General features: G+C 69.9%; 18 protein-coding genes. 13 read left to right on the top strand and 5 right to left on the bottom strand.

Annotation, left to right across the window (positions count from 1 at the left end):
* Positions 1-293 precede the first annotated feature (293 nt).
* Positions 294-1337 carry a GlxA family transcriptional regulator gene (locus tag ACLJN9_RS16180; protein ID WP_410812170.1) on the top strand — a complete coding sequence of 348 codons (1044 nt, stop codon included), beginning with the start codon at positions 294-296 and terminating at the stop codon, positions 1335-1337.
* 115 nt (positions 1338-1452) lie between these two features.
* On the opposite strand, the gene ACLJN9_RS16175 is transcribed toward ACLJN9_RS16180, so the two are convergent.
* The gene (locus ACLJN9_RS16175; protein WP_410812169.1) at positions 1453-2391 is read right to left on the bottom strand and encodes a DUF4394 domain-containing protein; all 939 of its coding nucleotides are present in this window, start codon (positions 2389-2391) and stop codon (positions 1453-1455) included.
* 323 nt (positions 2392-2714) lie between these two features.
* The gene (locus ACLJN9_RS16170; protein ID WP_410812168.1) at positions 2715-3731 is read right to left on the bottom strand and encodes a hypothetical protein; all 1017 of its coding nucleotides are present in this window, start codon (positions 3729-3731) and stop codon (positions 2715-2717) included.
* Positions 3732-4024: 293 nt separating this feature from the next.
* Here ACLJN9_RS16170 and ACLJN9_RS16165 point away from each other — a divergent pair, with 293 nt between their 5' ends.
* The 4 genes from ACLJN9_RS16165 to ACLJN9_RS16150 all read left to right on the top strand — a co-directional run bounded on the left by ACLJN9_RS16165 (position 4025) and on the right by ACLJN9_RS16150 (position 7923).
* Positions 4025-5023 carry an NBR1-Ig-like domain-containing protein gene (locus ACLJN9_RS16165; protein ID WP_410812167.1) on the top strand — a complete coding sequence of 333 codons (999 nt, stop codon included), beginning with the start codon at positions 4025-4027 and terminating at the stop codon, positions 5021-5023.
* Positions 5024-5220: 197 nt separating this feature from the next.
* On the top strand, positions 5221-6084 hold the full coding sequence (locus tag ACLJN9_RS16160; protein WP_410812166.1) for a peptidoglycan-binding domain-containing protein: 864 nt from the start codon (positions 5221-5223) through the stop codon (positions 6082-6084).
* 53 nt (positions 6085-6137) lie between these two features.
* A complete protein-coding gene (locus ACLJN9_RS16155) occupies positions 6138-6914 on the top strand; it encodes a peptidase inhibitor family I36 protein (protein WP_410812165.1) in 777 nt (258 codons plus the stop codon).
* An 88-nt stretch (positions 6915-7002) separates the two neighbouring features.
* The gene (locus tag ACLJN9_RS16150; RefSeq protein WP_410812164.1) at positions 7003-7923 is read left to right on the top strand and encodes a peptidase inhibitor family I36 protein; all 921 of its coding nucleotides are present in this window, start codon (positions 7003-7005) and stop codon (positions 7921-7923) included.
* Positions 7924-8051: 128 nt separating this feature from the next.
* On the opposite strand, the gene ACLJN9_RS16145 is transcribed toward ACLJN9_RS16150, so the two are convergent.
* Positions 8052-8336: a hypothetical protein gene (locus tag ACLJN9_RS16145; protein WP_410812163.1), complete on the bottom strand. Its 285-nt coding sequence runs from the start codon at positions 8334-8336 to the stop codon at positions 8052-8054.
* A 998-nt stretch (positions 8337-9334) separates the two neighbouring features.
* Here ACLJN9_RS16145 and ACLJN9_RS16140 point away from each other — a divergent pair.
* From ACLJN9_RS16140 to ACLJN9_RS16130, 3 genes are all read left to right on the top strand, one after another.
* Positions 9335-9550 (top strand): DNA-binding protein, encoded by a 216-nt coding sequence (locus ACLJN9_RS16140; RefSeq protein WP_410812162.1) that lies wholly within the window; start codon positions 9335-9337, stop codon positions 9548-9550.
* Between the two features lie 206 nt (positions 9551-9756).
* On the top strand, positions 9757-10230 hold the full coding sequence (locus ACLJN9_RS16135; RefSeq protein ID WP_410812161.1) for a MarR family winged helix-turn-helix transcriptional regulator: 474 nt from the start codon (positions 9757-9759) through the stop codon (positions 10228-10230).
* 37 nt (positions 10231-10267) lie between these two features.
* Positions 10268-10699: an SRPBCC family protein gene (locus ACLJN9_RS16130; RefSeq protein WP_410812160.1), complete on the top strand. Its 432-nt coding sequence runs from the start codon at positions 10268-10270 to the stop codon at positions 10697-10699.
* A 21-nt stretch (positions 10700-10720) separates the two neighbouring features.
* On the opposite strand, the gene ACLJN9_RS16125 is transcribed toward ACLJN9_RS16130, so the two are convergent.
* Entirely contained in the window at positions 10721-11503 is a 783-nt protein-coding gene (locus ACLJN9_RS16125; protein WP_410812159.1) for an inositol monophosphatase family protein, read from the bottom strand.
* Positions 11504-11573: 70 nt separating this feature from the next.
* Between ACLJN9_RS16125 and ACLJN9_RS16120 the strand changes: the two genes are divergently transcribed.
* The 5 genes from ACLJN9_RS16120 (at position 11574) to ACLJN9_RS16100 (ending at position 16355) form a co-directional block, all read left to right on the top strand.
* Positions 11574-12521 carry an Lrp/AsnC family transcriptional regulator gene (locus ACLJN9_RS16120; protein WP_410812158.1) on the top strand — a complete coding sequence of 316 codons (948 nt, stop codon included), beginning with the start codon at positions 11574-11576 and terminating at the stop codon, positions 12519-12521.
* 105 nt (positions 12522-12626) lie between these two features.
* Positions 12627-13649, top strand: coding sequence for an ABC transporter substrate-binding protein (locus ACLJN9_RS16115; RefSeq protein ID WP_410812156.1), 1023 nt, complete (start codon positions 12627-12629; stop codon positions 13647-13649).
* Positions 13646-14434 (top strand): class I SAM-dependent methyltransferase, encoded by a 789-nt coding sequence (locus ACLJN9_RS16110; protein WP_410812155.1) that lies wholly within the window; start codon positions 13646-13648, stop codon positions 14432-14434. The genes ACLJN9_RS16115 and ACLJN9_RS16110 overlap by 4 nt, the downstream gene beginning before the upstream one ends.
* Positions 14431-15474: a FecCD family ABC transporter permease gene (locus tag ACLJN9_RS16105; RefSeq protein ID WP_410812153.1), complete on the top strand. Its 1044-nt coding sequence runs from the start codon at positions 14431-14433 to the stop codon at positions 15472-15474. The genes ACLJN9_RS16110 and ACLJN9_RS16105 overlap by 4 nt, the downstream gene beginning before the upstream one ends.
* Complete coding sequence (locus ACLJN9_RS16100; RefSeq protein WP_410812152.1) at positions 15471-16355, top strand: ABC transporter ATP-binding protein; 885 nt, start codon at positions 15471-15473, stop codon at positions 16353-16355. Before ACLJN9_RS16105 ends, ACLJN9_RS16100 begins: the two co-directional genes overlap by 4 nt.
* A gap of 70 nt (positions 16356-16425) precedes the next feature.
* Here the strand turns inward: ACLJN9_RS16100 and rph are convergent, their stop codons facing one another.
* Positions 16426-19044, bottom strand: a complete 2619-nt coding sequence (rph, locus tag ACLJN9_RS16095; RefSeq protein ID WP_410812151.1) for a rifamycin-inactivating phosphotransferase — start codon at positions 19042-19044, stop codon at positions 16426-16428.
* Positions 19045-19129: the final 85 nt, after the last annotated feature.

Here is a 19129-nt window from a genome sequence, read left to right as displayed (position 1 = left end):
CGACATCCATGCTGCCCACCGATCGTCGTACGGCACCGCCTTCGTCGGGCCAGGATTCACCTAAATCCGGACGGGCGAAGTCGCGTTGTGTGCTCCACCACGTCCCTCAGCCAGGTCCAGCCCCGCAACGGCTCCGGCGTTTCGTGAACGAACCCCTCCCGCGATGATCCCGGCAATTCCCGGAAATGGCGTGCTACCAATTGACGGTGTCCACGCCTGCTGCTTCGCCGATCCCACGACGGTCACTGCCGCCGGGTTCCGGCCGCTCGCGGCCCGGCTTCGGCCTCGAAGGGGTGGCAGCGGTAGCCGTCGGCCCCCATCGCGTCGCGGTCCTGGTCTACGACGGCGTGACGTTACTGGATGTCGCCGGCCCAGCGGAGGTGTTCAAGGAGGCGAACCGGTTCGGTGCCGACTACCGCATCGTGCTGCTGTCGCCGACCGGCGCGGACGTCACGTCTAACCTCGGGATCCGGATGACGGTCGCCGATGCCGTCACCTCGGAGCCGGCACCCAACACGCTACTGGTGGCCGGGTCCGACCTCTTTCCGCGCGCCCCTGTCCCCGCCGACCTGGCGGACGCCGTACGGGTACCGGCGGCTGTGGCCGGCCGGGTCGCGTCGATCTGCACCGGGGCGTTCGTCCTCGCCGCCGCAGGCGTCCTCGACGGCAAGCGCGCGACCACTCACTGGCAGGTCGCGCACGAGCTTGCCGCCCGGTATCCGGCGTGCCACGTCGAGCCCGACGCGATCTACGTTCGCGATGGCACCACGTACACGTCGGCGGGCGTGACTGCCGGAATCGATCTGGCGCTCGCTCTCGTCGAAGAGGACCACGGGCCCGACCTGGCGCGCGACGTCGCACGCGCCCTGGTGGTGTACATGCAGCGCGCCGGCGGCCAGTCCCAGTTCTCGGCACCGCTGCAAGGACCACCGCCCCGCTCCCCGGCACTCCGCAGGATCACCGACCTGGTGACGGCGGATCCCGGCGGGGACCACTCGCTCGGTGAACTCGCGAAACACCTCACTGTGAGCACCCGGCAGCTCGCCCGGCTCTTCCGCGACGAGCTGTCCACGACACCGGCGCGCTACGTGGAGAACATCCGATTCGACATGGCCAGGGCACTGCTCGACCGAGGACACACCGCGACGCAGGCCGCGACCCTCGCCGGTTTCCCCAGCTACGAAAGCATGCGACGGGTCTTCGCCAGGAAACTGTCGATCAGCCCCGCTGCCTACCAACGCCGGTTCAGCACGACGCGCCGCGCCAACGCGGGATCGGCTTCGACGCGGAAGCCGACTCCGAAGAGTTCAAGCTTGCCGCGGACGATTTCCCGGTGAGCAGTCGACACCACCGGGGTCGCGGCGCCGGGCTGGACGGGCTGCCAGATCACGTCGCTCCGACAGGCTGCGGTCTTGATGGCGGCCTGTCGGAGCGTCGTCAACGCTCAGGCGGCTACTGCCGCAGGAGCAGGGCGAGATCGAGCACCACATGATCGTCGAAGGTGCCAGTGGTCTGGGCTTCGCCGCTGAGCAGGTCGATCCGGTAGAGCCGGGAGGCGCCGGCGCTGTTGAGGACGGCGTAGGCGTTGTTGGCCACGGCCCGGTCGCCACGTAGCGGGCTGTAGATGTCGAAGCCCGCCTGCGGGCCCGCGTTGACGCCCAGTGCCCCGGTGGCGACAAGTTGCCCGGAGTTGGCGGGGGACTGCACGGCGACCTGGTCGAGGGCGGTGTCGATGTCGAACAGGGTGGTGGCGGTGCTGGGGTTGAGGTCGTTGTTGGTGTAGGCCGCGCCGGTGACCCCCACAGCGCTGGTGGAGGGTGGGTAGATGAGGGGGTTGTCGACGATGGTCGTACCGCCAGGGTTGACGTTGTGGCGCAGGTTCTGGCCTGTGTCGCTGATGATCCTCAATCGGTCGGCGGCGGGGTTGAAGTCGACGCCGAATGACGTGCCGGCCAGGGCGGCGGTCAGTTGGCTGGTCTTCGTCGCCACCGCGTTGCGGGTGCTCAGGACGTAGATGCCGCCGACGCTGCCGACGCCGTAGAGCCTGCCGTCCTGGACGCGGTAGTCGATTCCGACGAGGAACTCGCTGCCCGGCAGGTCGACGGAGCCGATGGTGCAGGCGAACTGGGGTCGGTTGGCGGCGAACTTGATCAGTTGCTGATCAGCGGTGAGGCCGACGGCAAGGAGCCCGTTGCGGCCGCCCGCGTTGGCCAGGTCCCAGAGCAGGTTGCAGGGCCCGCCGGTCAACGACGGGAGGTCGAGGCTCGGGATGCGTGATGGCGTGGTGGTGCTCGACTGGCTGGCGGCGTTGGCTGGCACCGAGGTGAACCCGGCGCTGGCGACGGCAATCGTCGTGGCTAGAAGTAGTGCTCGGCGGAGCGCACGGTGCATGGGAAGCCCTTCCTTGATCAGGCGCACCGACGGGCTCCGCGAGCGGGGGCGCGACGCCTGATGCGGTGCCGGTGCGGGGATGAATTCCCTGGTCAGAGCCTATGGACGGGCGATCCGACATGCCTGTCGGGTTTCGTCATTTCCTCCGACTTTCGCATCTTCTGTACTCAGGGTGCAGTCGCTGAGCTCGGGACGGCGGGGGCGCTTCGACCCGCGTCCTCGGCGCTTGGTCCTCGGCGCTTGGTCAGAGCCCAGACGACGTACTCCGCGCCGCCGTCACCGAGGTCGATGGTGTCGGGGTCACCGCTGGCCCAGCCGAGGGCTCACGGATGCGGGGTCGTCGGGCAGGGCGGGGGCTGCCGTAGCGCGTCGTCGATGATCCACGGCAATCGCCGGGCCACCCCCGCTAGGAGGTCCGCGACCTGGACGCGCGGATCGTCGCGGGAGTCGACCATGACCAGTCCCGCCAGGGGAGACACTCCGTCCGGTAATGCCCCAGCCTCGTCGGCACCTGCCGCCGATGCGCCGCCGGCGTTGGCTGCCAACGTCCGCTGGAGGCGGGTCAGCCGGTCAGCCGTCAGGGCGCTCTGCTCGTCGTGGGTCACCAGCACCTGCCGCTGGCCGCCGCTCCAGGCCAGGACCGTTTCCGCCAGCGCCGGCAGCAGCGGCTCCAGCGGTGGGGGGACCGACCGGTCGTCGTTGTCGAGCCGCGCCACCAGGGCCCCAACCTGGCTGGGGCCGAGCCCGTTGAGGACGGAGTCGGCCGCTGTGCCGAGCTTGTGTCGCAGCAGCGCATCCCGGGCCTGAAAGAAACGTTGCGCCGTCCGGTGAACCGGGGACCGCCGCTTCGTCCGGACGAGATCGACGAACGCTGCCAGGAAGTCATGCCAGTCGCCTCCGGTCGAGCGTCCGGCCTCGTAGATCGCGAGAGCGGCCGGACGGCGGTCGCGAGCCAGGCGGGTGCCAGCGGCGTACGACGGCTCGGTCAACAGGAAGTCGACGATCCGGGTGACGAGAAAGAACTCCTTGTCGATCAGGTGGACGTGTGCGCGGCCCGTCAGCGCTGCCAGGAACCACCGCAGAGCTTCGTCCGCACCCGAGCGGCGCAGGAACTGCCCGGACTTGAGCTCGTGCGGCGAGAACCGGAACCCGGAGCGCAGCGCGGTGATGAGCGCGACGGCCTCGTCGTCGACCAGGTCGACACTCGCGTGCGTGATCACTGGCGCGGTCGAGTGCAGCAGGTTGGTGCCCGAGAATCCCGACTCGTCGCAGGCGATTTCCACGACGGGGCCGACCACCGCGTCTCTCGGCGGTAGCCCACCCTGAAGAGGCGATCTCACACCGGCTCCCGCCATGCCGACCATGGTCGCCCGCGCACCGCCGAAGAACAACCCGATTGTGTACGGGGGAGGGCACGGTTAACCGGTCACCGTCGGTCAGCTGCCCTGCCGGCGTCCGGTGAAGGTCCTCCACGCAACGGGACCGCCGTGCCCGGTGTCGTCATCCACCACATTGATTGCCTCCGGGGACCATCGGTACCCTCGTACACGCTCTGACAACGCCTGACGACGGTGTCTGACATGGGGGACAGGTGAAGGACCGGCGTGCTGCTGCCCAGTCGTCTCAGGACCGAATGGTCGCCGAAGGGTTCGCCGAGCAGTTGCGGGCACTGCGGACCGCCGCGGGCGACCCGTCATTCCGGAAGATGGCTGGGCGGTCGGGCCGCATCTCGCACACGACGCTTCACGAGGCCGCCGCCGGGACCAGGTTTCCCTCGTGGGAGACCACGCGCGAGTTCGTCCGGGCCTGCGAGGCGGACGTGGTCCAGTGGCGGCGCCGATGGGAGGACGCTCAGCGCCCCGGGGTGGTCCCCGCCGTCCCGACCGGCGACACGGCCCCGGTCGACACCGACTCCGCGGCTGAGGTCGATGCTCCGGCCACTGTGGAACCCGTCGCGACCGGTGTCGTGGCCGCCGAGACGTCTACCGTCGTGGACACTGCGGCATCGGGAAGAACCGGCGTGGCCGGGTCGTCGGACGTCGCGCCGGACGGCCGGCGTGTGCTGCGGTTCGCGGCGCACCCACGGGCCGCGGCGGAGGACGACGGCACGGGCACGCGCCGGCACCGCCTGCCGTGGCTCGCCGCCGCCGCCGCGGTGATGGTGGTGGTGGCGGCGATCGCCATCCTGAACCTCACCGTCCGCGGTCGTTCGTCCCCGGACGACTCCGGCGCCGCGCCGGCGACGCCGTCGTCGGCGGGGTTCTCGGACGCGTTGATCCCCGGAGACTCGAGCCAGTTCGTCGCCGACGTGACCATCCCCGACGGTACGCAGGTGAGGGTGAACTCCCGCTTCGTGAAGGTGTGGGCGCTCCAGAACGTCGGAAGGATCGACTGGCACAACCGCTACCTGGCGCGGACGAACCCCGCCGGTGACGATGACGGTTGTCAGGTGCCGGATCGGGTGGCTATCGGCGACACGCCACCGGGCGAGCAGGTGATGATCAGTGTCCAGGTCACCGCGCCGAACCGCCCCGGCAGGTGCTGGGTCAGTTGGAAGATGGTCGACGAGCACGGAAAGGAATACTTTCCCAGTCGCCGGCCGGTGTACTTCATGGTCACCGTCACCTCGTGAACGCTCCAGGCGGTAGCCGCGTCAGGCCGTCGAGCCGTCAGTCCGGGATGCCACCCAATCTGACAACACCACATCCATCGAGGTCGGTGACGGTCTGACGGATCTGACAGGACAGCGGGGGTACCGAACAGCGGCCTCCTTGTCGCAGGGTGGTGTCCGATCCGATCGCGACTGACCACCCACGAGGAGGATCGACCATGCGCCGTCCCTGGTCCGCCGTCGGGCTGGCCGCGCTCTGCGTGGCCGTCGGCGTCCCAGCCCACTCGTGGGCCGCGACAACCGGCTCCACAGCGCAGCCGACCGCCAGCACGGTCGCGCGGCCGGTCGTGGACATGGAGGTCACCGTCCTGGCTGCCCAGATCGATCCCCGACGCGCCGACCACACACTGACCCCGGGCGCGAAGAACTCCGTGCTTGCCGTGGAGCAGGCGCTCCAGGCCCGGAGCCTGTTGAACGCCCAGTGGGTCGACGGCTACTTCGGCACCGAGACCGTCTCGGCGTACGCGGCCTACCAACGCTCGCTCGGCTACACCGGGCTGGCCGCGAACGGGCTGCCCGGCACGACGTCGCTGACGAGGCTCGGGCAGAACCGCTTTACCGTCGGCAACGCGATCGGCCCGGGCGCGAAGGTCCAGCGTGACGGGTACGTCGTCGACGCCCGTACTCAGGCGATGCTGGCCGAGGCCCAGCGCCTGTCCGGTCACACCCTGGTGCTCACGCAGGGCTCCTACAACCCTGGAGGCGACCCGACCTCGGCCGGTACGCACGACGGCGGGGGTGTGGTGGACATCGCCGTCACCGGCATGACGGCGGCCAGGCGCACCGCCGTCGTTCGGACCCTGCGCCAGGTTGGCTTCGCCGCCTGGACCCGCGACCCGAGTCAGGGTGACTGGCCGTGGCACATCCACGCCACGGCGATCAACGACACCGATCTGTCCAGTCAGGCACAACACCAGGTGGGCGACTACTGCCTCGGCCTGAACGGCCTGGCCAACCGTGGTCCGGACGACGGTCCCCGGATTCCGATCACAACCTGGGAGCAGTACCAGCGCGCGCTGTGACCCGCCCCCGACCGGATCGACCAACCACCGCTCACCGTTCCCGAGAGGACACCATGAACATCCGCAGGAGCCTCGCCGTCGTCGGCGCCGCGCTCGCCATGACCACGTCCATCCTGAGCTTCGCCTCGCCGGCGTCGGCGGCGTCCCGTGACGGGGTCTGCGACAGCGGTGAGTTCTGCTACTACTACAACAGCAACTACGCGGGCTCGATCTCGGACTTCACCGGGTCGGTCGACGACTACGGCACCACCCAACCGTCCTGCTACGACTTCAAGGGCGCGGGCGCAGGCAAGGGTCTGTGCGTCAAGAACAATGCCGCGTCGGTGTGGAACCGCACCAGCAAGACCGTCAAGGTCTATTTCAACAGCAACTTCGGCGGAGCGAGCCAGTCCTTCGCGGCCGGGGCGAAGGGCAACCTCAACGCCACGCTGAAAAACAACAACGCCTCACACGACATCGGCGGCACGACGGCCTACCCCGCCGACCCGCGGGCGTCCGAGGCTGTCGCGTTCGCGAGGGCGCGGCTCGGGCACACCGACTGGAACAACGAGTGCGAGCTGTTCGTCGAGCGGGCGTTCGGCACCAGCGGGCGGTTCCTCACGGCGCGGGCGCACTACGAGTGGCAGCGCAACAACGGGCGCATTCACACTGGCTCGGTGCCGCCTGCAGGAACGGCGGTGTTCTTCACGTCCACCACGTCGGCCGGGCACGTCATGCTCTCCATCGGCGGCAACAGCGCCATCAGCACCGGACCGACCGTCTACCAGACCAACTCGTTCCGGGACCGGTCCGACTACCTGGGCTGGGCGTACGTCCCGAGCGGCTGGTGACCCGGCATGCGCTCGCACGTGCACGCGAACGGTGCCCAGGTCACCTCCCCGCACGCGACCCACGTCTGATCGGCGGCGGCGGATGACCATGCTGAGAAGAGTCCCTGGCATTCTGACCGTCCTGGTGGCGGCGCTCGTCGGCGTCGCCGTGGCGCCGGGCGCGGCGTCCGCCGCCGACCGCGACGGGGGCTGTGACCCCGGTGAGTTCTGCTACTACTACAACAGCAACCAGGCCGGCTCGGTCTCCGACTTCACCGACTCCCTGGACGGCTACGGCACGACGCAGCCCACCTGCTACGACTTCAAGGGTGCGGGTGCAGGCAGGGGCCTGTGCGTCAAGAACAACGCCGCGTCGGTGTGGAACCGCACCAGCAAGACCGTCAAGGTCTATTTCAACAGCAACTTCGGCGGAGCGAGCCAGTCGTTCGCGGCCGGGGCGAAGGGCAACCTCAACGCCACGCTGAAGAACAACAACGCCTCGCACGAACTGCTGAGCGGGTCGACGGGCTGCAGTACCGACGGCACCAACAGCAGACTGCCGAGCACCATCCTGGTCTACCGGGTCGGTCTCGGGCGAGTCGACCGGGTCGACTTCAAGACGTACGTCAAGAACGTCCTTCCGAACGAGTGGGTGACGAGTTGGCCGCGCGCCTCGCTGGAGTCCGGTGCCGTTGCCGTCAAGAGTTACGGCTGGTACTGGGCGCTGCACTCGACCCGGAAGACTCCCGGCGGACAGTGCTATGACGTCCGTGACGACACCGCCGACCAGGTCTACCGGCCGTCGTCGGCGCAGGCCCCGACGTCCTCCGCGGTGGACGGCACCTGGTCGACCCGGATGACCCGGAGTGGCAACATCCTGCAGGCGCACTACTGCGCGACCGCGACCGCCTGTGGTGGCTGGGTGGACGGGGACTGGCTGTCGCAGTACGGCTCGCGTGATCTCGCGAACGCGGGCAACAGCTACCAGGCGATCTTGCGCCGCTACTACAGCGACGTGGCCATTTCCTGACGTCACGCGCCAACCGCGCCGCCCGCCCATCTGCGCGGGCGGCGCGCGCGGCTGCGGCACGTGTCGGCACACGACGGGTTCAGGTCGACGAAGCGCCCCGTCCGCAGCGGACGGGGCGCTTGGTCGTGTCAGTCGAATGGTGTGTCGGGAACCGTTCGGTCCTCGTCGGATGTCGACGCCGGGGCGGTGGCCACCTCGATTCGGGGTGACCGATCCGGCGGAAGATGGGCGAGGTCGGCGATCACCACCACGTCGACCTCCCCGTCGACCATGGCCTGCTCGACGGTCTCCCACGGTGCCCGGATGATGCCCTTCATTCGGTAGGCATGTCGGCGAAGGTGCGTGAGACACATCGCGACGGCGGGCTCCGACGGCTCGATATCTGCGGGGATCCAGATGACGGCTATCTCCATGACCTCTCCTGATCAACGTCGTGGACGCGGGTGAGTGATCAGGAGTTGCCGTGGCGGCGGGGGACCCCGCTCCACGGGCCGACCGGCAGCGCGCATGTCGACGGCGGTGACCGTAAGCCCTCGGTGCAACGGCGAGATCGTCGGCGGACCCTCTGTTGTTGACGTCGGTGTATCCACACCGCCGGTTCCGGCGCCGGCAGGTGCGGACGCGAGCGTCAGCACGAGCGCCGGTAGTCCCGGCGCGGGAGGCGCAGGCGGGCGGGGCGTCGGCGCTGCGACGGCGGCCGGCGCCCGATCCGCTGCCCGACCGTCGGCGGCGCCCTGGGGGTTGCCAGGGGACGGTCTCACCGTCACCGAACTCGGCGGTGAGGGCGACGGACTTGGAGGCGACGGACTTGGAGGCGACGACGGTGACGGCGACGGCTTGAGGCGTGTGGCCCGGGAAGCCGAGGCCGACGGGACGGGTGCGGCGGCCGACGACGACAGGGGTGTGTCGGGCAGTCGAGTCGGTATGGCGATGGGAGGTTTGGCCGGCAGCCGAGGAAGGGGGATGGCCGACGGCACGGGGAGGGGAATGGCCGACGGCACGGGGAGGGGAATGGCCGACGGCACGGGGAGGGGGACGACCGGCCGTGCCTCGACCCCGTCGGGCAGCAGAGCCTTAGTGATCTTCGGGGTAACGGTAGCTACCACCGGCTGGGGACTGCTCGACAACCGCAATGGAGGGTCGGCACGGGCGGGGTCGGCGCCCAGGGCTGCGCCGAGTGCCACCGCCCCGAGCGCCACCGCCGGCAGGCTGTGCCTGAGCCGCATCACACGGAGGCTGCCGACAGTCGTGTCGCCAGCCCTGCCCGGTCCGACACACCGGTTCGGTGCCGCCGGCCGAGCATCTGCTCCTCGCCCCCTGCCGTTCCGTCCATGCGAGGGTTCTTGCCCCAGGGCAACTCGGGCTACACCTTTCGTCGATGTCTGCGGCAGGCGAGGACTATCGTGTTGCCGTGAATACTCGCCGGACGTCCGCTCAGATCGGTGACCTGCCGCCGGTGGGGCGACCAGCCAACAACGCCCTGCTCGAAGCCGGCATCACGACGCTCGCGGAGGTGGCCACCCACAGCCGCCGCGATCTGTTGGCCCTGCACGGAGTTGGGCCGAAGGCGGTCGACATCCTGGCCGCCGCGCTGGCCGAGCGTGGCCTCGCCTTTGCCGCTTCGTAGGCGGGCGACCCCACCTGCCGCACCGCACCTTCGTCACCCCTTGACAGGGGACGCCGCTGTGGCATCTAATCCGTGTCGTGACATGCATGTCACGACACTTGAGGAGGTCGTGGTGGAGCTGATCAGGCAGGTTGCGTCGCCGCAGACGACCCGGCAGCGGCTGGGCCCCCGGCGACGGCGTCGCGGGAACAGGGCGCGGCGCTGACGTGAGAACGGCCGAGCAACTCCGCTACCTCATCCTCGCAGCGCAACGAGAGGGCAACCGCCAGCTCACCGCGATGCTGTCCGAGATCGGCGTCACGCCGGCGCAGTCAGAAGCACTGCGCATCATCGCCGACCACGGACCGCTCGCACTCAGGGAACTCGGCGACATGCTCGTTTGCGACACCGGCACCAGCCCCAGCCGCATAGTCGATCGACTTGTCGCCGCAGATCTCGTGGAACGAACCACCAGCGAACACGACCGGCGACAGGTCAGGCTCAGACTCACCACGCGCGGCCGGGACACAGCTCTGCGCGTCGTCGAGATCGAGAACCAGCTGTACGACCTGCTCGACCAGGCCAGCGAGGGAACGGACATCGGTGCCCTCATCAGATTTCTGCACGGCTTCACCCGACGATCACCCGCGGGACTCGCGCTCGCGAACCGGCGCGCCGCAGAAGAAGGACAAACGACATGACCGCGTCGCCGAATGCGACACGCACACGGGAGATCCCATGACCTTCCAGTTGGACCTGGACATTGCTGCTCCGGCAGAGAAAGTCTTTGGATTCGTCGCTGACTTCACCACCATGCCGACGTGGTATTCCGCGGTGCAACGCGTGGAACTCGTCGAAGGCGTCTCCGGTGTGGGCACCCGGTACCGGGTGTATCGAGATCTGCCCGGTGGCCGCGCCCTCAACGACGTGGCGATCACCGGATATTCGGAGGGTGCGGAGGTCACCTTCACGTCGCTGAGCGGGCCGACCCCGTTCACCTACCGCTACCTCGTCCAGCCTTCCCGCGACACGACGCGACTCATCCTTGAGGGCACGATCAGCGCATCCGGGCTCAGCGGTCCGGCCGCACTCCTCGGACCGCTTGCCGAGAGGCTCTTCAAGGGCGGGATGCGCGACAACCTCGGGACGCTCAAACAGCTCCTGGAGTGACAGCAGCCTCCGGAGGCCGGCTCACCGACCCAGCGTGGCGAGCAGCTGTCCGTGCAGCGATGGTGGCGCGGCCAGAATGCTCGAGGCACCAGCGGCCCACGGTCGGCCGGACGTGTCGGTGACGAGCACGCCCGCTTCGGTCGCGATCAGCGAGGCACCGAGCAGGTTGGCGTCGTCACGGCCGTACTGCCAGAAGCCGTCGATCCGGCCGGCCGCGACGTCCGCGATCTGCCACGACGTGGGCCCGAGGTTGCGGACCGCGCCGACCACCGGGAGCGCCGCCGCCAGCGCGCGACCTGCTTCGCGTACGGCGCCGGGCTCGTCACCGACGAACGGTGGTTGGCTGGTGGCGACCAGGGTGGCGGCCAGCTCCGCCTTCGTCGTCGGCGTGACCGTCACCCCGTTGCGCTGGGCGCCACCTCCGGCGGCCGCCGTGTAGGTCTCCTCCAGGAGCGGGCTGTGCAGCACGACGGCGACGGGACGACGGTCCCGCATCAACGCGAGGCTCACACACCACTGGGGCAGACCCTGCAGGTATTGAACGGCGCCGTCCATGGCGTCGACGATCCACCGCTCGCCACGCTCGGGCAGCGCGGTGTCGAACTCGTCGGCCCACGGCCTGCCGGGGCGGACCCCTTCCAGAGCGTTGGCCAGCGCGCCCACGACCGGCTTCTCGACCTCGTCGAAGACGCGGCGGAACTCAGCGAGGGTGGTCGGCCGGGCAGGGCGAGGGGTACGCAGGAGGCTCTCGCCGGCAGCGCGGGCGGCGTCGGTCATGGCGTCGAGGAGGTCAGCTTCGGTCATGCACCCATGATGGTCAGCATCGGCGCCCACAACGCCGTCATGGCCGACAGGCTGAGCGAAGATGGCGAGCATGGCCGATTATCTGAGCGAAACCGACCAGCGACTGATCGCCGCATTGCAGTGCGACGGCAGGCTGAGTGCCCGCCGGGCTGGCGAGGTGCTGGGGCTGGACTCCCGGGTGGCACAGCAGCGGATCGGTGCGCTTCTCGCGGACGGCACGGTGCGGGTGTCCGCGACGCCGCCGCGCGCCCCGGGCCTGGGCGCGATGCTGCTCCGGATCCGCGTGTTGAGCGGCAGGATCGACACGATCACCGCCGCCCTCGCGGCTCGGGAGGACGTACCCTTCATCGATGTCTCGGCCAGCGGTGACGAGCTCTCGGCTGTCCTGCTCACCGCTCCCGGACAGCACAACAGGCTGGTTTTCCAGCAACTGCCGGCGACGACCGCCGTCACGTCCGTCGCGGCCGAGACGGTCCTGCACGTCTACGCGGAGGCGCACGACTGGCGCGTGGACGTGCTGACCGCCACCGAGCGGGCCGCGTTGACCGTGCCCCGGCCGGCCGAACCCGCCACGCGGATCACCGGCGAGACGGACCGGGCCATCGCCGCGCTGCTGGCCGATGACGGCAGGGCCAGCGCCGTCGCCCTCGCCGCCCGTGTGGGGGTGCCCGAGTCGACGGTACGGCGACGGGTCGCCGTCCTCTTCGGACGCGGTCAGCTGCAGACGACGGTCGCCGTGGACCCACGCCGTCTGGGGCTGCACGTCGACGCCAACCTCTGGATCACGCTGCCGGCCCGGCACCTCGACGCGACCGGCAGGGCGCTCGCCGCACATCCGGCCGTGCACGGCGCGTTGGCCGTCACCGGTCCGGCCAGCCTGCACCTGGCCGTCTGGCTGCGTGACCTCGACGACCTCTACCGGTTTCTCACCGAGGAGTTGGCCGCCTACCCGATCACCGGGGTCGACACCGTCCTGGTCGGGTCGGCCGCCAAGCGCCCGGGGACCGCGGGGCGCTAGGGGGTCGACCGGCGCCGAGCGACCGACCCGCCGCCCCCGGGTGGCGCGGCGGCACTGCGCACCCCGCCTGTCGCGCCACCGGAGAGCTGTTGATACGGTCCCTTCATGAAAACCGTTTTCATTGCAACTAGCCTCTGTGTGGTGTTGGCCGCCGCCGGATGCTCCAACGGCGGTGCCCCCACACCGAACGCGCAGAGCCACCTGGCCGGCCCGGTCAATCTGACCAACTGCGGGCAGCCGGTCAGCATCACCGCGCCGCCGCAGCGGGCGATCACCCTGGAACAGAACGCCACCGAGATCATGCTCAGCCTGGGTCTCGCCGATCGGATGGTCGGCACCAGCTACCAGACCGACCCGGTGCTGCCCGACCTGCGCCCGGCGTACGACACGGTGCCGGTGCTGGCCAAGCTCTACCCGTCGCGGGAGGCGGTCCGCGCGGCGAACCCGGACTTCGTCTACTCGACCTACACGTCCGCGTTCGCCCCGGACGCCGCCGGCTCGCGCGCCGATCTCGCCAAACTCGGCGTACCGGCGTACCTCTCCGAGTTCGCCTGCGAAAACCCGGCGGACACGAACCAGACGGTCACCTTCGATGGAATCTCCGACGAGATCCGCGACATCGCCAGCGTCTTCGGCGTGCCGGAGCGGGCCGACAAGCTGATCCGCGAGCAACAGAGCCGGTTGGACGCCGCCCGGGGCGCCGCGCCGACGGCCACGCCGAACGCCACCGGGCAACCGGGCACCGGCGAGTCCCTGCTCTGGTACTACTCCGGCACCAGCACCCCGTACGTGGCCGGACACGGCGGCGTGCCGGATGCGATCAGCTCGTTGCTGGGCGTCCGCAACACGTTCACCGATGCCAGCCAGAAGTGGCCCGCCGGCAACTGGGAGGAGATCGCCAAACGTAACCCCGACGTGATCGTGCTGGCCGACCTGACCCGGGGCGGCGACGGCGACAGCGCCCAGTCGAAGATCGACTTTCTGCGCCGCAACCCGGTGACGTCGAAGCTGAAGGCGGTGCTCGACGGGCGGTTCGTCACCGTGCCCGGATCGTCGATGGATCCGTCGATCCGCAGCGTCCAGGCGGCGGAACTGGTCGGCACGGGCCTGCGCGGGACCGCCCGATGACCGCGCCGGACGTCACCGACGTCAACGTGTTCGACCAGGCCGCCGCGCGGCATCTCCTCCACCTCTGGGACGACCAGCAGTCCGCCTATGTGGCCCACCGTGACCTGCGGTTCGAGGCGATGACCGACGTGTTGCGGCTGCACTGTCCCGACGACCTGACGATCCTGGATCTGGCCTGCGGTCCCGGCGCGATCAGCGACCGGGTGCTGGCCGGTTTCCCGCAGGCCACCGCCGTCGCGGTCGACTACGACCCGATCCTGCTCCGGGTGGCACGGGGCGCGCTCGACCGGTACGGCTCGCGGGCCGAGGTCCACGACGTGGACCTGGTGGCCGACGGCTGGGAGAAGGCGCTGGCCGGACGGAGCGTCGACGCCGTGCTCACCTCGACGGCACTGCACTGGCTCGCACCGGAGCAGCTGCTGCGCGTCTACACCACCCTGGCACGCCTGCTGCCGGCCGGTGGGGTGCTGCTCAACGCCGACCACCTCCGGTACGACGGATCGGCGCCCACCCTGCGCGACATCGCCAGTCGGCACGACGCGCGGGTGCAGCAGGAGACGTTCGCCGCCGGCGCGCTCGACTACTCCGCCTGGTACGCCGAGGCGGCCCGTCATCCGGAACTGGCCGAGCTGGCCGCACAGCGGGAACGACGGTTCGCCGACCGACCGCCGCAGGCCCTGGCTCCGCTGGACTTCCACCTGGCCGCCCTCCGCACGGCCGGGTTCGCCGAGGTCGGCACGGTCTGGCAGTACCTCGACGACCACGTGGTGTTCGCCCGCCGATGAACACGTCTTCCCCGCCCGGCATCTCGAGAGTCGGCCGGTACGTCCTGCCGCTGGCCGTGCTCCTGCTGCTGGTCAGCATTGCCGCGGCGGTCACCGTGGGCTCGGCCGATCTGCCCGTCGGCAGCGTGCTGCGCGCGGTGGGAAGCCATCTGGGCCTGCCGATCCAGCCGCTGTCACCGTTGCCGGACAGCATCGTGTGGGATCTTCGGCTGCCCCGGGTGCTGCTGGCCGCGTTGGTCGGTGCCGGGCTCGCGGTGTGCGGCGCCGTGCTGCAGGCGCTCACGCGCAACCCGTTGGCCGACCCGTTCCTGCTCGGCATCTCCTCCGGCGCCTCCACCGGAGCGGTCGCGGTGCTGGTGCTCGGAATCCGGATCGGCGCCGGCCCGGTCGACCTGACCACCGGCGCGTTCGTGGGCAGCATGGCGGCGTTCGGCGCGGTTCTGCTGCTGGCCGGTCGACACGCCGGCGAGCCGACCCGGATCGTGCTCGCCGGCGTTGCCGTCTCGCAACTGTTCAGCGCCGTGACCAGCCTGATCGTGATCTCCGACGCGCACACCCAGGACACCCGTAGCGTGACGTTCTGGCTGCTCGGTTCGCTCACGGCTGCCTCCTGGCCGGCGGTGGCGCTGAGCGCAGTGGTTGTCGGCGTCGGCCTGGTGGTCTGCTGGGCCAGTGCGACGGCGCTGGACGCGTTCGCGTTCGGCACCGACACCGCACGCTCACTCGGTTTCTCTCCCGGGCGTACCCGGCTGCTGCTGTTCGGCGTCACCGCTCTCGTGGCGGCCGCGCTGGTCGCGGCGAGTGGAGCGATCGGTTTCGTCGGGCTGACCGTGCCGCACGCGGTGCGGTTCCTCTTCGGCTCACGGCATCGCACGTTGCTGCCCACCTGCGCGGTGATCGGCGCGATCTTCCTGATCTGGGCGGACACCGCCGCGCGGACCGTGTTCTCGCCGCAGGAACTGCCGGTGGGTGTGCTCACCGCGCTGCTCGGGGTGCCGGTGTTCGCGCTGGTCATGCGACGCCGGACGGGGACGCCGTGACCGGCCCGGACACCGCCGGCCGGGACGGCGGAGACAGCGATCGGTCGACCGGCGGTGGCGGGATCGGTGCCGCGTACCCGGTGGGTGCTCTGCCGGCGCGGCTGCAGGCGGACGCGGTCGGATGGGGTGTGGCCGGCGTACGCATCCTGGCCGAGGTGGCGCTCACCGCCGAACCGGGCGCCACGGTCGGGCTGCTCGGGCCGAACGGCTCGGGCAAGTCGAGCCTGCTGCGGCTGCTGGCCGGGCTCGCGCGACCCGACTCAGGGCGGGTGCTGCTCGACGGCGTCGCGCTGGGCGCGATACCCCGGCGTGCGGTGGCCCGGCGGATCGCGGTGGTCACCCAACAGGTGGCCACCGACGTGGAGATGTCCGCACTGGAGGTTGTTCTGCTGGGCCGAACCCCGTACCGGCCACGCCTCGCGGGGATCGGCGTCGCCGATCTGGAGCTGGCCCGGCGTGCGCTCGTCGAGGCTGGCCTGGCCGGCTTCGAGCAGCGGCGCTGGTCCAGCCTCTCCGGCGGCGAGCGGCAGCGGGTGGACCTGGCCCGCGCCCTGGTGCAGGAGCCGGACCTGCTGCTGCTCGACGAGCCGACCAACCATCTGGACATCCGGCATCAGCTGGAGCTGCTGCACCTTCTCGCGGAGTCGGCCAGCACCGTCGTGGTGACGCTGCACGATCTCAATCTTGCCGCCCAGTACTGCGACCGGTTGGTGCTGTTGACGGGCGGCCGAGTGGTCGCGGCGGGTACGCCCGCCGAGGTCCTCACCGCGAGTCGGATCCAGCAGGTCTACCAGGTGCACACGGACGTCGAGACCGACGCTGACGGCCGGCCCCGGATCCGGTACCGCAGGGGCGCGACCGCCGGGCGGGAGGAGGCGTGACCGACGTGCACCGGGCGGTGCTGGAGCTGCTGCTGCCAGCGCCGAAGTGCCCAGGTCGACCGTCGTCGTGTCATGGCAGGATCTCGATGTACCCGTCGGATCCGTGCACGCGAATCCGCTGCCCATCCCGGATCAGCCTGGTCGCATGCTCCACACCGACGACGGCGGGCAGGCCGTACTCCCGGGCGACCACCGCTCCGTGGGTCATGAGGCCGCCCACCTCCGTGACCAACCCTGCGATCGCCACGAACAGGGGCGACCAACTCGGGTCGGTGTAGGCGGTGACGAGAATGTCGCCCACCTCGAGATCGGCTTCGGCCATGGTCAGGATGACGCGAGCTCGCCCCTCGACGGTTCCGCCGGACACCGGGAGGCCGACCAACGCGCCGGTCGGCACGTCGTTCCGTCGGTACGCCCCGGCGATTGCCTCACCGTCCGAGGTGAGCACCCGGGGCGGTGCGAGCGTCTGGTACGACCTGAACGCGTCCTTCCGCCGGAGGATGAGCTGATCATCGGCCCGGTTCGTACGCACGACATCATGAAGCTCCTGAAACGTGAGGTAGAAGATGTCCTCCCTGTCCTGGAGCACGGTGGCCCGCACGAGACGCTCGGCCTCGTCGAGCAGGGCCTGCTTGTAGACGAGGTAGCGGCTGACAATGGCGTACTTGGGATACTCCCGGTACCCGATGAAGGTGCGGACCCGATCGATCATCCGCTTGGTTTCCCCGGCCTTCCGCTCCCCGTCCGGCAGCGCCCGCAACTGCCACAGAACCTCGCGTTCCTTCTCTTCCGCCTCCTGGCGGCCCTGCTCGAAGCGCCGCCCGCGAGCGCCCGACGCGAAGTTCCTGATGTTGTCGAGGATGACGGGCACAAGCGTGCTGGGTCGCTCGCTCCACCGTGGCCTCGTGATGTCGATCTCGCCGACGCCGCGCATGCCGTACCTGTCGAGGTAGTCCCGGATCGCGTCTCGCGCTTCCTGGCCGCCGGGGAGCTTGACCATCTCGTCCAGAAAGCCCTCGTCCTCGACCTCCCGTAGAAGAGCAACCACCTCCGGATGCGGACGGATGACGTCGGCGACGTCCAGCAGCGCCAGTCCCATCTCCGACGTGACGTTGCCGGGTGCCGACAGCGTGAGGGTGTCGGCCGCGTTCTTCTCACCCAGCCATTCCTCCAACTGGTCGTTGAGCCACCAGGTGGCCTCCATCCCCGCCATGATCGCCTGCATGCTCAACGGATCGCCGAGGGCTCGCTTGTGCTCCTCAAAGGCCTTCAGCAGGAAGTCGAACAACGCCGGTCCGGTCAACGTCGCGATGTCACGCCGCAGGGTGGCGATGGAGCCCTGGCTGCGCTCGATCAGCTCGGTGACGATCGCCGGATCGGTCTCGATCGGGGCGGGCGGGCCGCCAACCGGCGGGCCTGCGGGGCCGCGATCAGGGCCTGCCATGCCCTGATCGGAGAGCGACGGAATGAAGCCGCCGCGGTCGAGGATGGTCTCCAGCGCATCCCTGACCAGCGGATCACCCCTCCCCATCACCGTCAGGAGCCCGGCGCGGCTCGCGGGTGAGGCCAGGAGCCGGGTGACGTCGACGAACAACCTCCCACCGGCGTCAAGCATGGGCGCGAGGGCCGTCAGCTGCCACACCGAGAGCCCCAGGGGCTTCATGGCGTCCGTCATCATCTGCTGGTGACCGACGGAGACGTAGACGTGGTTCGCTCCGTCGCCGCTCTCGGGAACGGGGAACAACGTGGTGATCGGTCGGCTCTGGACGATCTCGAAGTCGTCGTTGACGAGGCACCACTCGATGTCCTGGGGATGGCCGAAGTGTGTCTCGATCCGCCGGCCCAGCTGCACCAACCGCACGACCTGCGCATCGGTCAGCGCCGGCTGTCCCTGCCGCTCTGAGTCGACCGTCTGTTCCTCCGTCCCGCCGGTCGGCAGGGGGTGGATGGCACGCCGTTTGGTGGCGATCGCCCTGTCGATGATCAGATCGTCGCGCACCCTGTAGGCGTCCGCGTTCACCAGCCCGGAGACCAGAGCCTCGCCCAGGCCGAAGCTGGCCTCCACGGAGGCGACCTTCCGGTTGGACGTGACGGGATCGGCCGTGAACAGGACGCCGGCCACCTGCGGGAAGACCATCCGCTGCACCACGACGGCCATCTGAACCGCGCGGTGGTCGATGCCGTTGCGTTGACGGTAGGTCACCGCCCGCTCGGTGAAGAGCGAGGCCCAGCACCGGCTGATGTGTCGGAGGACGGCCGCCGGCCCCAGAACATTCAGGTAGGTGTCCTGTTGGCCCGCGAAGGAGGCCGTGGGCGAGTCCTCCGCCGTCGCGCTTGATCGGACGGCGTAGGCAGCTCGCTCACCCAGCGGCAGGAGTGCCCGGGTGATCGCCGCCACCACAGCGTCGGGGAGGACGATCGCCTCGATGGTCCTGCGGATCTCCGCACTGAGTGAGCGGATCGCCTCCCGGTCGTCCGCGTTGAGGCGCGACAGCTCATCGAGCCGATCGTTCATCGACGGAGCTGCGGCCATGATCTGCTGGAAGGCCGTCGTCCTCACACAGAAGCCAGCCGGCACCCGGATGCCGTCGATCCGCGACAACGCCCCCAGGTGGGCGCCCTTGCCGCCGACTACTGCGACCTGCGTCTCGTCGACCTCGTGGAGGCCGGACACGTACTGCTCGCTCACCGCCAGACCTCCGACGCAGCGAGCCTCCGGACTCCTGCCTGTCTTTCGCGCGGACTGTCGGCCGGCCGATCTGCTCCGTCGGACG

Origin of the sequence: Micromonospora sp. 067-2, from assembly GCF_046549295.1 — a bacterium.
Classification (GTDB): domain Bacteria; phylum Actinomycetota; class Actinomycetes; order Mycobacteriales; family Micromonosporaceae; genus Micromonospora.
Note: the sequence above shows the minus strand (reverse complement) of the source record. Positions and strands in the feature narration are given on the sequence as shown.

Coding starts and splice junctions, on each gene's coding strand:
- ACLJN9_RS16175 (WP_410812169.1), bottom strand. CDS start 2,391: ATGCACCGTGCGCTCCGCCGAGCACTACTTCTAGCCACGACGATTGCC.
- ACLJN9_RS16165 (WP_410812167.1), top strand. CDS start 4,025: ATGGTCGCCGAAGGGTTCGCCGAGCAGTTGCGGGCACTGCGGACCGCC.
- ACLJN9_RS16160 (WP_410812166.1), top strand. CDS start 5,221: ATGCGCCGTCCCTGGTCCGCCGTCGGGCTGGCCGCGCTCTGCGTGGCC.
- ACLJN9_RS16155 (WP_410812165.1), top strand. CDS start 6,138: ATGAACATCCGCAGGAGCCTCGCCGTCGTCGGCGCCGCGCTCGCCATG.
- ACLJN9_RS16150 (WP_410812164.1), top strand. CDS start 7,003: ATGCTGAGAAGAGTCCCTGGCATTCTGACCGTCCTGGTGGCGGCGCTC.
- ACLJN9_RS16145 (WP_410812163.1), bottom strand. CDS start 8,336: ATGGAGATAGCCGTCATCTGGATCCCCGCAGATATCGAGCCGTCGGAG.
- ACLJN9_RS16130 (WP_410812160.1), top strand. CDS start 10,268: ATGACCTTCCAGTTGGACCTGGACATTGCTGCTCCGGCAGAGAAAGTC.
- ACLJN9_RS16125 (WP_410812159.1), bottom strand. CDS start 11,503: ATGACCGAAGCTGACCTCCTCGACGCCATGACCGACGCCGCCCGCGCT.
- ACLJN9_RS16120 (WP_410812158.1), top strand. CDS start 11,574: ATGGCCGATTATCTGAGCGAAACCGACCAGCGACTGATCGCCGCATTG.
- ACLJN9_RS16115 (WP_410812156.1), top strand. CDS start 12,627: ATGAAAACCGTTTTCATTGCAACTAGCCTCTGTGTGGTGTTGGCCGCC.
- ACLJN9_RS16110 (WP_410812155.1), top strand. CDS start 13,646: ATGACCGCGCCGGACGTCACCGACGTCAACGTGTTCGACCAGGCCGCC.
- ACLJN9_RS16105 (WP_410812153.1), top strand. CDS start 14,431: ATGAACACGTCTTCCCCGCCCGGCATCTCGAGAGTCGGCCGGTACGTC.